The following is a 15880-nucleotide window of genomic DNA, read 5'->3' on the forward strand; positions in this document are numbered from 1 at the left end:
AAAGCACAGGCATAAAAAAACCCTTACTAACCAGAGGCTGGTGTTCAGGGTTTTCAGAGCAGGCGAACTTACTTCTTCGCGCGCTCGAAGGAAGCAACGATTTCAGCTTTAGCGGCTTCAGCGTTGTCCCAACCGTCAACTTTTACCCATTTGCCTGCTTCGAGGTCTTTGTAGTGCTCGAAGAAGTGGGTGATCTGTGCCTTCAGCAGGTCCGGCAGGTCGGTCACATCTTTAATGTGATCGTATTCTTTGCTCAGTTTGGTGTGCGGTACCGCAACCAGTTTTGCATCTTCGCCGGATTCGTCGGTCATTTTCAGTACGCCAACCGGACGGCAGCGGATCACTGAACCTGGCTCCAGCGGATACGGAGTCGGGACCAGAACGTCTACCGGATCACCATCCAGAGACAGGGTGTGGTTGATGTAACCGTAGTTGCACGGATAGAACATCGCGGTGGACATGAAGCGGTCAACGAACAGGGCGCCGCTCTCTTTGTCAACTTCGTATTTGATCGGATCTGCGTTTGCAGGGATCTCGATAACAACGTAGATATCTTCCGGCAGATCTTTACCGGCAGGGACGTTGAGTAAGCTCATGTCTGTTTCCTTTAAATAAGCTATGGCAAACAAGTGGCGGGTATTATAGCCAACTCGCGCCGAATGTCTCCGCTTGTTTTCGATTTCGCGGCGCACATTTTCTTCTTTTCCCTTCTCTTTTGTGACAGAAAAATCCATATCTTCAGCCGCATTTTTCATAGTGATATGAAAGCGATTACAAAGTTGTGATTAACGTTTTATTTACTTTTTTGAAGTGTGATGTAACGCAATTCGTTACATGCTCAATTGTCTATAGTTTTTTCGCGACTGTTTATTAACCAACAATAATCCCCCTACGAGGACGCACTTATGTGGAAGCGCTTACTTTTAGTCACAGCAGTTTCGACAGCCATGTCGTCTATGGCATTGGCAGCCCCTTTAACCGTAGGATTTTCGCAGGTTGGCTCTGAATCCGGCTGGCGCGCGGCGGAAACCAATGTGGCGAAAAGCGAGGCCGAAAAGCGAGGTATTACGCTGAAAATCGCTGACGGCCAGCAAAAACAGGAAAACCAGATTAAAGCCGTACGCTCATTTGTTGCGCAGGGCGTGGATGCCATCTTCATTGCGCCGGTCGTGGCAACGGGTTGGGAGCCGGTGTTAAAAGAAGCGAAAGATGCCAACATTCCGGTCTTTTTGCTCGATCGTTCCATCGATGTAAAAGACAAATCTCTCTATATGACCACCGTTACCGCCAATAACGTGCTGGAAGGTAAATTAATCGGCGACTGGCTGATTAAAGAGGTGAACGGCAAACCGTGTAACGTCGTTGAGCTGCAAGGGACCGTCGGGGCCAGCGTGGCGATTGACCGTAAAAAAGGTTTTGCCGAAGCCATCGCCAGCGCGCCAAACATCAAAATTATTCGCTCTCAGTCCGGGGACTTCACCCGCAGCAAAGGCAAAGAAGTGATGGAGAGCTTTATCAAAGCTGAAAACAACGGCAAGAACATCTGCATGGTTTACGCTCACAACGATGACATGGTGATCGGGGCTATCCAGGCGATCAAAGAAGCGGGTCTGAAGCCGGGCAAAGATATTCTGACCGGTTCAATCGACGGCGTACCGGATATCTATAAAGCGATGATTGATGGCGAAGCCAACGCCAGCGTCGAACTGACGCCAAATATGGCAGGGCCGGCATTCGATGCGCTGGAGAAATTCAAGAAAGACGGCACGATGCCTGAGAAGCTGACCATTACCAAATCTATCCTCTATCTGCCGGATACGGCGAAAGAAGAGTTAGAGAAGAAGAAAAACATGGGCTACTAGTTTTGCTGTCGGTCTTCCGTAGGCCGGATAAGGCGTTACGCCGCCATCCGGCATTTATTGCCTGATGGCGCTGCGCTTATCAGGCCTACGAAACGCCGTGATTTCGTTCCGGAGGAATACCATGACCACCGACCAACATCAGGAGATCCTCCGCACCGAAGGATTAAGTAAATTTTTTCCCGGCGTCAAAGCACTGGATAACGTGGATTTCAGCCTGCGTCGGGGCGAGATTATGGCGCTGCTGGGCGAAAACGGAGCCGGTAAATCGACGCTCATCAAAGCGCTGACCGGCGTTTACCACGCCGATCGTGGCACTATCTGGCTCGAAGGCCAGCCGATCTCCCCGAAAAATACCGCCCATGCCCAGCAACTGGGGATTGGCACTGTGTATCAGGAAGTGAACCTGCTGCCCAATATGTCGGTGGCAGATAACCTGTTTATTGGCCGTGAACCACGGCGTTTTGGTCTGCTACAGCGTAAGCAGATGGAAAAACGCGCGACGGAGCTGATGGCGTCATACGGTTTTTCCCTCGACGTCCGCGAGCCGCTGAACCGCTTTTCCGTGGCGATGCAGCAGATAGTTGCCATCTGTCGGGCAATAGATCTCTCCGCGAAAGTGCTGATCCTCGACGAACCCACCGCCAGCCTCGATACCCAGGAAGTTGAAATGCTGTTCGGCCTGATGCGTCATCTGCGCGATCGCGGTGTCAGCCTGATCTTCGTCACCCATTTTCTCGATCAGGTTTATCAGGTCAGCGATCGCATCACCGTCCTGCGTAACGGCGGCTTCGTTGGCTGCCGCGAAACCCGCGAACTGCCACAGATCGAACTGGTCAAAATGATGCTGGGTCGCGAACTGGATACCCATGCGCTACAGCGTGCGGGCCGCACCTTGCTGAGCGATAAGCCGGTGGCGGCCTTTAGCGACTTTGGCAAAAAAGGCACCATCGCGCCGTTTGATCTACAGGTGCGTCCCGGTGAGATCGTCGGTCTCGCAGGACTGCTGGGATCCGGGCGAACGGAAACGGCAGAGGTGATCTTCGGAATTAAACCCGCCGACAGCGGAAGTGCGCTGATCAAAGGCAAACCGCAGACCTTGCGATCGCCGCATCAGGCTTCGTGTCTGGGGATCGGTTTCTGTCCGGAGGATCGCAAAACGGATGGCATTATTGCCGCCGCTTCGGTGCGGGAAAACATCATTCTGGCATTGCAGGCGCAGCGCGGCTGGCTGCGGCCTATCCCACGGAAAGAACAAAACGAGATTGCCGAGCGTTTTATCCGCCAGCTCGGAATTCGCACCCCTAACGCTGAACAGCCGATCGAGTTTCTCTCCGGCGGCAATCAGCAAAAAGTATTGCTCTCGCGCTGGTTACTGACCAAACCGCAGTTCCTGATCCTCGATGAACCCACGCGCGGGATCGACGTCGGCGCACATGCGGAGATTATCCGACTGATCGAAACGCTGTGCGCGGATGGTCTGGCGCTGCTGGTGATTTCATCCGAACTGGAAGAGTTAGTGGGTTATGCCGATCGGGTCATTATTATGCGCGATCGCAAACAGGTGGCCGAGATCCCACTGGCTGAACTGTCCGTACCGGCGATCATGAATGCCATTGCGGCCTAAGGAGACTATGGTGATGCCTCAATCTCTCCCTCAATCCAACACCGCGAAACGACGGTTCCGTTGGCCAAAAGGTATGCCGCAACTGGTGGCGCTACTGCTGGTGCTGCTGGTCGACAGCCTGGTGGCCCCGCACTTCTACCAGGTGGTTTTGCAGGATGGTCGCCTGTTCGGCAGCCCGATTGATATTCTCAACCGTGCCGCTCCCGTGGCGCTGCTGGCGATTGGTATGACGCTGGTGATTGCCACTGGCGGCATCGATCTTTCCGTTGGCGCGGTGATGGCTATTGCAGGAGCGACCACCGCGGCGATGACGGTGGCCGGGCACAGTCTGCCGGTGGTGCTGTTTGCCGCCTTAGGCTCCGGCATTCTGGCCGGGTTGTGGAACGGGATTCTGGTGGCAATCCTCAAGATCCAGCCGTTTGTTGCGACACTTATCCTGATGGTGGCCGGGCGTGGAGTGGCGCAGCTTATCACTTCCGGGCAGATCGTCACTTTCAACTCGCCCGAGCTGTCGTGGTTTGGCAGCGGCTCGCTGTTACTGTTTCCCACGCCGGTGATTATCGCGCTGCTGACGCTGGTCGCCTTTTGGCTGCTAACGCGTAAAACGGCTCTGGGCATGTTCATTGAAGCGGTGGGCATTAACATTCGTGCGGCGAAAAACGCCGGGGTGAATACCCGCATCATTGTGATGCTCACTTATGTGCTGAGCGGCCTGTGTGCGGCTATCGCCGGTATTATCGTCACGGCGGATATTCGTGGGGCAGATGCCAATAACGCCGGATTATGGCTGGAGCTGGATGCCATCCTGGCGGTGGTTATCGGCGGCGGTTCGCTGATGGGCGGGCGCTTTAACCTGCTGCTATCGGTAATTGGCGCGTTGATCATTCAGGGGATGAACACCGGGATTTTGCTGTCGGGCTTCCAGCCGGAACTGAATCAGGTGGTCAAAGCCATCGTGGTGTTGTGCGTGCTGGTCGTGCAGTCACAACGCTTTATCAGCCTGATAAAAGGAGTGCGCGGTCATGATAAAACGTAATTTACCGCTGATGATCACCCTCGGCGTGTTTGTGCTGGGCTACCTTTACTGCCTGACGCAATTTCCAGCTTTTGCTTCCACCCGGGTGATTTGCAATATCCTGACCGATAACGCTTTTTTAGGGATTATTGCCGTGGGCATGACCTTCGTCATTCTCTCCGGGGGGATTGATCTTTCCGTCGGGTCGGTGATTGCCTTTACGGGGGTATTTTTAGCAAAGGCGATTGGTTACTGGGGGATTTCGCCACTGCTGGCGTTTCCTTTGATTCTGGCAATGGGCTGCGCGTTTGGCGCGTTTATGGGGCTACTGATTGATGCGCTGAAGATCCCGGCATTCATTATTACGCTGGCGGGAATGTTCTTCCTGCGCGGCGTCAGCTATCTGGTCTCAGAAGAATCCATCCCGATTAACCATCCGATTTATGACACGCTCTCCAGTCTGGCATGGAAAATTCCTGGCGGCGGTCGCCTGAGCGCCATGGGGCTGTTGATGCTGGGCGTGGTGGTGATTGGCATCTTCCTTGCGCATCGTACGCGCTTTGGTAATCAGGTTTACGCCATTGGCGGCAACGCCACCTCTGCTAACCTGATGGGCATTTCTACTCGCAGCACAACGATCCGCATTTATATGCTGTCTACCGGGCTTGCTACGCTGGCCGGCATTGTCTTTTCCATTTACACCCAGGCGGGTTATGCGCTGGCGGGCGTTGGCGTTGAGCTGGATGCGATTGCCTCAGTGGTGATTGGCGGAACGCTGCTAAGTGGTGGGGTCGGTACGGTGTTAGGTACGCTTTTTGGCGTGGCGATCCAAGGGCTGATCCAGACCTACATTAATTTTGATGGCACATTAAGTTCCTGGTGGACGAAGATCGCGATTGGCATTTTATTGTTTATTTTTATAGCGTTACAACGTGGTCTCACGGTGCTTTGGGAAAATCGTCAGAGCTCGCCGGTAACCCGAGTGGGTACGGCGGCAACACCAAAGTAACATCCTGATTTTGCACAAAACATTTAAATACCTAAACTTTTTCCGGTTGTAGTCGATAGGTTCTGTACAGGTCTGTTTTAACCCTACAACCGGAAATATAACGATGCCAAAATCCCTTTCAATTCGATCAAGTTTGTTGGTGTTATTGTCTTTGCTGACGTTTCTTCTGTTGCTGACCGGCGGCATGGGGCTTTATGCCGCTACCCGCGTTGTTAACTCTTTGGTTTATCACGGTATTATGAGTGCTGCCATGTTGGCTGCCATTGTGTTGCTGGCGGTCATTTGGTTTATGCTGCGAAATAAGTTTCTTAAACCCCTGGATAACATTGTTGAACAGCTGGAACGTCTGGCGACGGGGGATTTGTCGCCTGTTAGCGCGTTATCGGCCAGCGCCGAATTCAACCGCCTGAACGCGGCAATGGATAACATGCGCCATGCGCTGGGCGACTCAGTACAACGCGTACGCGATGCCAGCTCGCAAATTGATATTGGCAGTCGTGAACTGACGGCCGGGAACCAGCATCTGGCACAACGCACTGAATCGACAGCCACTTCACTGGAGCAGACCGCCGCCAGTATGGAAGAACTCACCGCGACGGTGAAACAGAATGCACAGAACGCGGAACAGGCGCATCAGCTTGCAAAATCGGTATCGGATACCGCCGATAGGGGCAGTGAGATGGTGTGTTATGTAATTGAAAAAATGCGCGATATTTCCGGCAGTTCCAGCCGAATCGCCGATATCCTCAGTGTGATTGACGGTATTGCTTTCCAGACCAATATCCTTGCGCTTAACGCCTCCGTTGAAGCGGCGCGCGCGGGTGAGCAAGGCCGTGGTTTTGCGGTGGTAGCAGGGGAAGTACGCAATCTTGCCAGCCGGAGCGCCGAGGCGGCAAAAGAGATCCGTACATTGATCAGCGATTCCCATACGCATGTGGGTGAGGGAAGTGAACTGGCGCAGCAGGCGGGTGAAACCATGGATGAGATTGCGACCGAGGTCATGCGTATGACCAAACTGATGCGTGAAATTGCCAGTGCGTCCCAGGAACAGAGTCGCGGCATTGAGCAGGTGAATATTGCGGTGATTCAGATGGATGAAACGGCGCAGCAAAATGCGGTGCTGGTACAGCAGTCATCAGCGGCTACCCGCTCGCTGGAAGAGCAGTCTTCAGCGCTAATCGAAGCCATGGCCGTATTTAAGCTACAGACAGCCTAACCGAACGTAGGCCTGATAAGGCGAAGCCGCCATCCGGCAATATCATCGCATTGTGCCGGATGGCACTTCGCTTATCCGGCCTGCAACGTGCTGTAGACCGGATGTTGCGCTTATGCGTCCGGGAACTCGCGGATAAAGCGTTCTACATCTTCAACCATATGGTCGTTACCCACGAAGAAGGAGCGGCGTTGGTGCAGGCTTTCCGGGATGATATCCAGAATACGATTTTTACCGTCGCTCGCCTTGCCGCCCGCTTGCTCGGCCAGCAGGGCCATTGGGTTGCATTCGTACAGCAGACGTAGTTTCCCTTCCGGGTGGCTGGCGGTGCTTGGGTACAGGTAGATCCCGCCTTTCAGCAGATTGCGATGGAAGTCCGCAACCAGAGAGCCAATGTAGCGCGAGGTGTACGGGCGCTTGGTTGACTTATCTTCTTCCTGACAGAATTTAATGTATTTCTTCACGCCATTCGGGAATTTAATGTAGTTGCCTTCGTTAATGGAGTACGTGCTACCTTTCGCCGGGAAGCGCATACGTTCCTGGCTGAGGCAGAATACGCCCAGAGAAGGATCGTAGGTGAAGGCGTGCACGCCACAGCCGGTGGTGTACACCAGCATGGTGGAAGAACCATAAACCACGTAGCCCGCAGCAACTTGCTTGTTGCCCGGCTGCAGGAAATCCTCTTCCGTGACCGGCGTGCCGACGGGGGTTACGCGGCGATAAATAGAGAAAATCGTACCGACAGAGACGTTAACATCGATGTTGGATGAGCCATCCAGCGGATCCATTAGCACAACGTATTTTGCGTGTTCACAGCCTTCAAAGACGACAATTTCATCTTCTTCTTCTGAGGCAATTCCCGCCACGATGTCGCGTGCCTTCAGTGCAGCTTTCAGTTTTTCGTTTGCGAACAGATCGAGTTTTTGTTGCACCTCTCCCTGCACGTTCTCTGCACCGCTGGCACCCAGGATATCGACCAGACCGGCCTTATTGATATCGCGGTGGATGATCTTGGCGCCCAGCTTTATTGCCGACAACAAAGCAGTGAGTTCACCGGTAGCATGAGAAAACTCGTGCTGCTTTTCGACAATAAATTCACCTAACGTTTTCATAACACTTTCCCTGCAATTTATGTGGAGTAAAGCGACCGCAACAATATTAACAAATATTTCAGCTATCGCGCTCAGGTGAATCGCGCCAGCAAACTACGGAATATCCTGAAATGCGTTTCTCAGTTGCCAGACATGTGCGTAAAATGGCCCCCAGATTAAAAAAGGATAGTGACGTATGCGCATTCATATTTTGGGAATTTGTGGCACTTTCATGGGCGGTCTGGCGATGCTGGCACGCTCGCTCGGTCATGAAGTAACGGGTTCGGACGCCAATGTGTATCCGCCGATGAGTACCTTACTTGAGAAGCAAGGCATTGATCTGATTCAGGGTTACGATGCCAGCCAGCTCGACCCGCAGCCGGACCTGGTGATCATCGGTAATGCGATGACCCGTGGTAACCCCTGCGTGGAAGCGGTGCTGGAGAAGAACATTCCATACATGTCTGGCCCGCAATGGCTGCATGACTTTGTGTTGCGCGACCGCTGGGTACTGGCGGTGGCGGGGACGCACGGCAAAACGACTACGGCTGGAATGGCAACCTGGATCCTCGAAGTCTGTGGTTATAAACCGGGCTTCGTGATCGGCGGCGTGCCGGGTAACTTTGAGGTTTCCGCGCGTCTGGGCGAAAGTGACTTCTTCGTGATTGAAGCGGATGAGTACGACTGCGCGTTCTTCGATAAGCGTTCTAAATTCGTGCATTACTGCCCGCGTACCCTGATCCTCAATAACCTTGAGTTCGATCACGCAGATATCTTTGACGATCTGAAAGCGATCCAGAAACAGTTCCACCATCTGGTGCGTATCGTGCCGGGCCAGGGACGCATCATCTACCCGGAAAACGACATCAATCTGAAACAGACGATGGCGATGGGCTGCTGGAGCGAACAGGAGCTGGTGGGCGAGCAGGGTCACTGGCAGGCGAAAAAGCTCACTACCGATGCTTCCGAGTGGGAAGTGTGGCTGGACGGTGAAAAAGTGGGTGAAGTTAAGTGGGGTCTGGTCGGCGAACACAACATGCACAATGGCCTGATGGCGATTGCGGCAGCCCGTCACGTGGGCGTCGTGCCTGCGGATGCAGCCAATGCGCTAGGCTCGTTCATTAACGCCCGTCGTCGTCTTGAACTGCGTGGTGAAGCGCACGGCGTGACGGTGTATGACGATTTTGCCCATCATCCAACCGCGATTCTGGCAACGCTTGCGGCGCTGCGCGGGAAAGTGGGCGGTACGGCACGCATTATTGCGGTTCTGGAGCCTCGCTCTAACACCATGAAAATGGGACTGTGCAAAGATGATCTGGCGCCGTCGTTAGGCCGTGCGGACGAAGTGTTCCTGCTGCAACCCCCGCATATTCCGTGGCAGGTAGCAGAAGTCGCTGAAGCCTGCGTTCAGCCGGCGCACTGGAGTGGCGATGTGGATGCCCTGGCAGATATGGTGGTGAAAACCGCGCAGCCAGGCGATCACATTCTGGTGATGAGCAACGGCGGATTTGGTGGTATTCATCAAAAACTGCTGGATGGTCTGGCGAAGAAAGCTCAGGCGGAAGCGCAAGAGTAAAAAAATGCCCGGTGGCGCTACGCTTACCGGGCCTACAACGAATTCACGGATTGTAGGCCGGATAAGGTGTTTGCACCGCCATCCGGCAAGCTCATTTCGCTAAACTTTGTTTCTCTAAATAAAAAGAAAGTTAATGTCGTCAGATTTCTTTTTCCTGTTCTGATAGGTTATTGCAATAAATATAATTTTGCTGCACATTGAAAATGTTATTTTAATATTCAACACAAGGATCGGTGTTCCTTAATATGACAGCGAGCATAGCCTCTTCATGTGATGGCAACAGAGAAATGGTAACGGTTTCTCTATGGGTAAGTTTCATTGGGTTAATTCTTGCAATTTGCTTTTTCTTGTATCTCATAACCGCAGGTATTGATGATGGTGATTGTATAGCGATATTTTTCGTCATGGCTGGAATACTCTTTTTTGTTATTGGTTTTTCGATGAGTATTGCCGGAATGATATCGTCGAATTATCGTTTAAAGGCGTTTTGTGCTTTCATTATCACCTGCTTATCAGCTGCAATGTACGTATCTACCACATTATTATTTGCTTTTTAATAATAGCAGGGAGCCAAATATGCTCCCTGTGAGATTAATACTGACGTGATGGCAGGTTTGACAACGCTTCTGCGCTTTTTCGGGTTAACCCCTGGAACGGGTTCCAACTGTCAACACCTTTCACTGTGCGCAGGTAGTAGGCGGTATTGACTAAATGAGCGCATACAATGGCGTATCCAATATTTATGACTTTGGAAAAGGCATTCATATCAATATCTGCCGCAGTTTCTATTGCGATCAGTACGGCCTGTATGGCCGCTACGCCCAAAAATAATACCAGTCCCTTTTTCCATAAGCCCAGGATGCAGAAGTAGACAAAGCCGAAGAAAAAAGCATATAAGTTGGCTCCTATACTTATCCTCTGTCCAAACTTCATTGTTCTATAAATTTTTGTATAAGATGGTGTTCCTGGCAATCCATGCGTGCTCAGAAAGTCAAAACGCTCTCGCCATTTTGCATTAATTGATTCTTTCTCCATTTTATAATCCTTGTGAATATGAATATTATCCGAAGCGCTTCCGTTCAGAATTCAGATTCAATCACTTTCAGGTGCTGACTGCAACAATATTTGAGCACTATAAAAATAGCTGGAAGGAATAATATTAAATATTATATTTATAATATAAATGTCTTATAAGGGTAATTTATTACCCTTATAAGAGTCATAGCCGACGAATTACGCTTCGTTTTCCGCCAGTTCACGCAGATACTGGAAGATCTGGCGGGAAGATTTTGGCGGCTTGTTGCCCGCTTTTTCTTTCCTGGCGTTACGCACCAGCGAACGCAGTTGCTGACGGTCGGCGTCAGGCCACAGGTTCATCACTTCTTCGATGGCTTCATCGCTACCGTCAACCATACGGTCACGCAGTTGCTCCAGCTTATGGAAGACAACGACCTGTTGGTTGTGACGGTTTTTCAGCTTGTCCAGCGCCTGACGGATAGGATCAACATCGCGCTGGCGCAACATTTTGCCAATCAGCTGCAGCTGGCGGCGGCGACCTTCCATCTTAATACGCTGGGCCAGCTCAATCGCGGCACGTAAATCCGCATCGAGCGGGATTTTATCCAGCGCGTTTTTCCCCAGTTTTACCAGTTCCACACCCAGGTGTTTTAACTCCTCGGCGTCACGTTTTATTTCACTTTTACTGACCCAGATAATTTCATCGTCTTCGTCTTCGATGTCATCACCGGGAACGTCGTCGAGCCAGTCTTCGGGCTGCTTAGTCATGTCAGGCTCCTTAAAAAAAGAGGCTAATGTTACCAGTTAAGATGCGCACTGAAAAACGGTTCTCTGTTAGACTTCAGAGAAACTCTCTCTACATTATGGCATTTGCGATGAAAGTAATCTCACAAGTTGAAGCGCAGCGTAAGATTCTGGAAGAAGCAGTCTCGACGGCACTGGAATTAGCGTCAGGTAAGTCGGATGGCGCGGAAGTCGCTGTAAGCAAGACCACGGGTATTAGCGTCAGCACCCGTTATGGTGAAGTGGAGAACGTCGAATTCAATAGCGATGGCGCACTGGGGATTACGGTTTATCACCAGAACCGTAAGGGCAGCGCATCGTCCACCGATTTAAGCCCGCAGGCAATTGCACGCACCGTGCAGGCTGCGCTGGACATTGCACGTTACACTTCGCCGGATCCGTGCGCAGGCGTGGCAGATAAAGACTTGCTGGCCTTTGAGGCGCCCGATCTGGACCTGTTCCACCCGGCGGAAGTTTCCCCTGATGAAGCCATCGAACTGGCTGCTCGTGCTGAACAGGCGGCGCTGCAGGCTGATAAGCGTATCACCAATACCGAAGGCGGCAGCTTTAACAGCCACTATGGCATCAAAGTGTTTGGTAACAGCCACGGCATGCTGCAGGGCTACTGCTCCACGCGTCATTCCCTTTCCAGCTGTGTGATCGCGGAAGAAAATGGCGATATGGAACGCGATTACGCCTACACCATTGGCCGGGCGATGGGCGATCTGCAAACGCCGGAGTGGGTAGGGGCTGACTGTGCTCGCCGCACCTTATCTCGTTTGTCGCCGCGTAAGCTGTCCACCATGAAAGCGCCGGTGATTTTCGCCAACGAAGTGGCGACCGGACTGTTCGGACACCTGGTCGGCGCGATTGCCGGCGGTTCGGTGTACCGCAAATCTACCTTCCTGCTGGATTCACTGGGCAAACAAATTCTGCCGGAATGGCTGACCATTGAAGAGCATCCGCACCTGCTGAAAGGGCTGGCGTCGTCGCCGTTCGACAGCGAAGGCGTACGGACCGAACGCCGTGACATCATTAAAGACGGCGTGCTGACTCAATGGCTGTTGACCAACTACTCTGCGCGTAAGCTGGGGCTGAAGAGCACCGGGCATGCGGGCGGGATCCACAACTGGCGAATTCCGGGACAGGGTCTAAGCTTCGAGCAGTTGCTCAAGGAGATGGGCACAGGCCTTGTGGTTACCGAGCTGATGGGCCAGGGCGTAAGCGGCATTACCGGCGATTACTCGCGCGGCGCGGCGGGTTTCTGGGTCGAAAACGGCGAAATTCAGTATCCGGTGAGTGAAATTACCATCGCCGGGAACTTAAAAGAGATGTGGCGCAATATTGTGACCGTGGGGAACGATATTGAAACGCGCAGTAATATCCAGTGTGGTTCGGTATTGTTACCGGAGATGAAAATCGCCGGGCAATGATACTCGTTAAGGCGTTAATTTTTAATAATAAAAAAGGAAGTGAGCAATGCGTAAACACCTGTTAGCGATCGTCGCGGCTTCAACGCTGGTTCTTGGTTCTTCTGCGTTTGCAGCCGATCTTGAAGACGACATGGGGATCCTCAACGACAACCTGAAGATCGTTGAAAAAACGGATAATGCGACTGAACTGAAAGATGCGTTAACCAAAATGCGTGCAGCCGCGCTGGATGCTCAAAAGGCCACGCCGCCGAAGCTGGAAAACAAATCCCCGGACAGCCCGGAGATGAAGGATTTCCGCCACGGTTTTGACACGCTGATCGGCCAGATTGATGGTGCGCTTAAGCTGGCGAACGAAGGTAAAGTCAAAGAGGCGAAAGCCGTTGCGGAAGAGCTGAAAACCACGCGCAACGAAAACCACAAGAAGTTCCGCTAATCTACGCTATCCGGCCTGCATACCCGTAGGCCGGATAAAATCCCCCGCTACTGCACGCCCCATAAGTAAACGCTATACCCATCACATTTTTTCATTTTTATCGTCCATTCATTGTTCGCACTTCCTTCCAATTTGCGGCTCACTCTTGCGATCTCAATCACATTCTTCCAGTGATAAATCGTGAACCCGACCCGTTTTGCGGCACAGATCACTATCGCTGACCCCCTTTCCACTTCGAAGTGGAAAACAACTCGCTACAAACTTTTAACCCCCACCGCTAATTTACCCTCAGAGCCATTAGTGGGGTAAGACGAGTGAATAACGGAGCTGTAATGAATGACATGGGGGAATCGGTGGAACTGGCCGACCGCATGCTGGCGCAGGTATATGCCTTGCTGCGTGAACGCCACATTATTCCCAACGCCGTACAGGAACAGATGCTGACATCGCATGTTCGCGCCATGGCGCACCGCTCGATAACGGGTGAACCCTTACCAGAAGTCGATGCCAGCTTATTTGATGAAATTTCTGCCGAGTCAATGGCGCTTGCCCGCGACGTGGTCGCCGAGTTTGGCAATCTTCCCGAGGAAGAAGCCTGGCTGCTGTCGGTGCACTTCGAAGTCGCGAAAGACAACCTTTAAGGAGCAAAAGATGGAACAGATTACCGTAGTGATTGGCGATCGTCTGGGTAAAGGCCAGAAAGTGGCGGCAGGCGTTGAGAAAGCGGGTGGCCGTGCGGTTGTGGTACCGGGCGTGGCGGCTGACATGAAGCTGGGTGACGTAATGAAAGCGGAAAACGCCACCTTTGGTATCTCGTTTTGCGGCAGTGGCGGGGCAGGGGCGATTACCGCACAGACCAAATACGGCTACAAGGCGAAATATGGCATGCGCTCGGTTGATGAAGGCGTAACGGCCATCAACGAAGGTTGCAACGTGCTGGGATTCGGTTTTATGGACAAAGAAGAGCTCGGCGAGCGCCTGGTGCAGGCCTGGCAAAAGAAACACGGCGCTTAAGTATGAAAGAGCAATTCACCACAACGGTGAGAGTCACTGGCAAGGGCGAGGCCAAAGCGCGCGCCTTTGCCGATGCCCTGAACCACGTTCAGGCTGCGGTGATGAAAGCGTCGCCGCATATCTTACTGCGTATTGAGCCACAGGATGTGCAGGTTGTTCAAGCGCGTGAAACGGTGCGTAAAGAGGCGTTTTTATTCCTCTTTCTGCGCCGGGAAAGACGCACCTTCAGCGTGGAGCTGGATGTGACCGTCAACGTGACTGCCATCAATCTCGACAAGGTGGATTTCGTTACGCAACGCTGATTCTTTATTAAAAGGCATAAATATGTTCCTGATAATATTAATAAAATCGCTCATCATTGGTGGCCTGGTTGGCGTCGGTGTCGGCGCTGGGGCTGCACGCATGTTTCATGCGCCTACCACTCAAGGGATGGGCGCGTTTCGTACTCTGGGAGAACTGAATTCCTGCGAAGGGGATCCGGCTTCTCACTTCTCGTTCGGCCTGGGCTTCTTCTTTAACGCCTGGGCTTCTTCCGTTGCGGCGGGGGCGTTCACACAGGATGTCGACCATCGCATCATTCCCAACTGGGGTGCCGCCGCGCTGATGGTTAAAAACCGCAACGTCGGTGAAACGCTACACGATCCCAAACGCATGGCGATTGCCTGTGGCGTTATCGGGATGATTGTCGTGACCTTCCTGAACCTCACCGCGTCATCCGTACCGGAAGCGCTGCAGGTTACCGCCGTCAAGGTGCTGGTGCCTGCGGCTAACCTGCTGGTTAATACCGTGATGCCGGTGATCTTCTGGCTGGCGGCGATCGATGCCGGTAAGAAATCCGGCTTCTGGGCCACCGTTTTTGGCGGCGCGGCGCAACTGATCATGGGCAACGCCGTTCCGGGGCTGGTGCTCGGCATTCTGATCGGCAAAGGTGTTGAAGAAAGCGGCTGGAACCACGTCACGAAAGTGATGATGGTAGCTATCGTCGCACTGTTTGTCCTGAGCGGCTTCTTCCGCGGTTTCGACATGAAGATGATCGAGTCCTTCCATCTGACCGTGCCGAACTGGTTGGAACTGATCCACAACTCGCTCAGCGGCAAATAACGGAGGCCATCATGGAACAGAATAAAGGTTTTTGGTTTGCCGACTGGTCGTTCCCGATCTTCGTTGGCCTGCTCTCCTCTGGCGTCTTTGCCGGAACGCACATGTACTACCTGTACGGTATCGGCGCATTTAACGAAGTCGCTTTTGTGGCGATGCTAAAGGCGGGAATGGACACCGGCTCTTACGGCGCGGTGGCGGCATTTGGCGCAAGCTTCCTGTTTGCCCGCATCATTGAAGGTTCGCTGGTGGGGATTCTGGATATCGGCGGCGCGATTCAGACCGGGGTCGGGTTAGGTGTTCCGGCGCTGCTGCTGGGCGCGGGCATTATCTTCCCGGTCGCCAACTTCGCCGCCTCGCTGGTCACCGGTCTGGTGATTGGTCTGGCGATTGGCTACATCATCATTCTGGCGCGTAAGTTCACCATCAACCAGAGCGACTCAACCTACGGTGCGGACGTCATGATGGGGGCCGGTAACGCCTCCGGCCGCTTCCTCGGGCCATTGATTATCCTCAGCGCGATGACGGCTTCTATTCCTATCGGAATTGGTTCTCTGGCGGGTGCGCTGCTGTTTTATCTGTGGCAAAAACCGATTACCGGCGGGGCGATCCTTGGGGCAATGATCCTGGGTTCCATCTTCCCGATTGCCATTAGCTAACTGTTGATTTGCAGGCCGGATAAGGCGGTTACGCCGCCATCCGGCATAGGAGA

At 52.9% G+C, this 15880-nt stretch carries 17 protein-coding genes; 13 read left to right on the forward strand and 4 right to left on the reverse strand.

Annotated features, from left to right (window positions below; all coding sequences use genetic code 11):
- Window positions 1-68: 68 nt before the first annotated feature.
- Entirely contained in the window at window positions 69-596 is a 528-nt protein-coding gene (gene ppa, locus OGY19_RS17480) for an inorganic diphosphatase (RefSeq protein ID WP_048212857.1), read from the reverse strand.
- 309 nt (window positions 597-905) lie between these two features.
- On the opposite strand from ppa, the gene ytfQ reads away from it, so the two are divergent.
- The 5 genes from ytfQ to OGY19_RS17505 all read left to right on the forward strand — a co-directional run bounded on the left by ytfQ (window position 906) and on the right by OGY19_RS17505 (window position 6726).
- A complete protein-coding gene (gene ytfQ, locus OGY19_RS17485; RefSeq protein WP_048212856.1) occupies window positions 906-1862 on the forward strand; it encodes a galactofuranose ABC transporter substrate-binding protein YtfQ in 957 nt (318 codons plus the stop codon).
- Window positions 1863-1983: 121 nt separating this feature from the next.
- Window positions 1984-3486, forward strand: a complete 1503-nt coding sequence (ytfR, locus tag OGY19_RS17490; protein WP_016149467.1) for a galactofuranose ABC transporter, ATP-binding protein YtfR — start codon at window positions 1984-1986, stop codon at window positions 3484-3486.
- Window positions 3487-3499: 13 nt separating this feature from the next.
- Window positions 3500-4522: a galactofuranose ABC transporter, ATP-binding protein YtfT gene (gene ytfT, locus OGY19_RS17495; RefSeq protein WP_137364816.1), complete on the forward strand. Its 1023-nt coding sequence runs from the start codon at window positions 3500-3502 to the stop codon at window positions 4520-4522.
- Complete coding sequence (yjfF, locus tag OGY19_RS17500) at window positions 4509-5510, forward strand: galactofuranose ABC transporter, permease protein YjfF (RefSeq protein WP_101742929.1); 1002 nt, start codon at window positions 4509-4511, stop codon at window positions 5508-5510. The genes ytfT and yjfF overlap by 14 nt, the downstream gene beginning before the upstream one ends.
- A 103-nt stretch (window positions 5511-5613) precedes the next feature.
- Window positions 5614-6726: a methyl-accepting chemotaxis protein gene (locus tag OGY19_RS17505; RefSeq protein WP_115601087.1), complete on the forward strand. Its 1113-nt coding sequence runs from the start codon at window positions 5614-5616 to the stop codon at window positions 6724-6726.
- 110 nt (window positions 6727-6836) lie between these two features.
- Here the strand turns inward: OGY19_RS17505 and fbp are convergent, their stop codons facing one another.
- Window positions 6837-7835, reverse strand: coding sequence for a class 1 fructose-bisphosphatase (gene fbp / locus OGY19_RS17510; RefSeq protein ID WP_286596896.1), 999 nt, complete (start codon window positions 7833-7835; stop codon window positions 6837-6839).
- 175 nt (window positions 7836-8010) lie between these two features.
- On the opposite strand from fbp, the gene mpl reads away from it, so the two are divergent.
- Window positions 8011-9390 carry a UDP-N-acetylmuramate:L-alanyl-gamma-D-glutamyl-meso-diaminopimelate ligase gene (gene mpl / locus OGY19_RS17515; protein WP_048212853.1) on the forward strand — a complete coding sequence of 460 codons (1380 nt, stop codon included), beginning with the start codon at window positions 8011-8013 and terminating at the stop codon, window positions 9388-9390.
- A gap of 591 nt (window positions 9391-9981) precedes the next feature.
- On the opposite strand, the gene OGY19_RS17520 is transcribed toward mpl, so the two are convergent.
- A complete protein-coding gene (locus OGY19_RS17520; RefSeq protein ID WP_115601085.1) occupies window positions 9982-10425 on the reverse strand; it encodes a DUF2628 domain-containing protein in 444 nt (147 codons plus the stop codon).
- A 198-nt stretch (window positions 10426-10623) separates the two neighbouring features.
- A complete protein-coding gene (yjgA, locus tag OGY19_RS17525) occupies window positions 10624-11175 on the reverse strand; it encodes a ribosome biogenesis factor YjgA (RefSeq protein ID WP_008786039.1) in 552 nt (183 codons plus the stop codon).
- 95 nt (window positions 11176-11270) lie between these two features.
- On the opposite strand from yjgA, the gene pmbA reads away from it, so the two are divergent.
- The 7 genes from pmbA to OGY19_RS17560 all read left to right on the forward strand — a co-directional run bounded on the left by pmbA (window position 11271) and on the right by OGY19_RS17560 (window position 15827).
- Window positions 11271-12623 carry a metalloprotease PmbA gene (pmbA, locus tag OGY19_RS17530; RefSeq protein WP_048212852.1) on the forward strand — a complete coding sequence of 451 codons (1353 nt, stop codon included), beginning with the start codon at window positions 11271-11273 and terminating at the stop codon, window positions 12621-12623.
- 46 nt (window positions 12624-12669) lie between these two features.
- The gene (cybC, locus tag OGY19_RS17535; RefSeq protein WP_061067120.1) at window positions 12670-13056 is read left to right on the forward strand and encodes a cytochrome b562; all 387 of its coding nucleotides are present in this window, start codon (window positions 12670-12672) and stop codon (window positions 13054-13056) included.
- A gap of 332 nt (window positions 13057-13388) precedes the next feature.
- Complete coding sequence (locus OGY19_RS17540; RefSeq protein WP_048212850.1) at window positions 13389-13697, forward strand: glycine dehydrogenase; 309 nt, start codon at window positions 13389-13391, stop codon at window positions 13695-13697.
- Between the two features lie 10 nt (window positions 13698-13707).
- Window positions 13708-14070 carry an SFCGS family glycine-rich protein gene (locus OGY19_RS17545; RefSeq protein ID WP_003830384.1) on the forward strand — a complete coding sequence of 121 codons (363 nt, stop codon included), beginning with the start codon at window positions 13708-13710 and terminating at the stop codon, window positions 14068-14070.
- A gap of 2 nt (window positions 14071-14072) precedes the next feature.
- On the forward strand, window positions 14073-14372 hold the full coding sequence (locus OGY19_RS17550; RefSeq protein WP_038636649.1) for a DUF4312 family protein: 300 nt from the start codon (window positions 14073-14075) through the stop codon (window positions 14370-14372).
- A 22-nt stretch (window positions 14373-14394) separates the two neighbouring features.
- The gene (locus OGY19_RS17555; RefSeq protein ID WP_005134210.1) at window positions 14395-15171 is read left to right on the forward strand and encodes a DUF4311 domain-containing protein; all 777 of its coding nucleotides are present in this window, start codon (window positions 14395-14397) and stop codon (window positions 15169-15171) included.
- 11 nt (window positions 15172-15182) lie between these two features.
- Window positions 15183-15827 carry a DUF4310 family protein gene (locus OGY19_RS17560; RefSeq protein WP_003830379.1) on the forward strand — a complete coding sequence of 215 codons (645 nt, stop codon included), beginning with the start codon at window positions 15183-15185 and terminating at the stop codon, window positions 15825-15827.
- Window positions 15828-15880 lie beyond the last annotated feature (53 nt).

The organism is Citrobacter sp. Cy070 (genome assembly GCF_030332245.1).
Lineage (GTDB): Bacteria > Pseudomonadota > Gammaproteobacteria > Enterobacterales > Enterobacteriaceae > Citrobacter > Citrobacter youngae.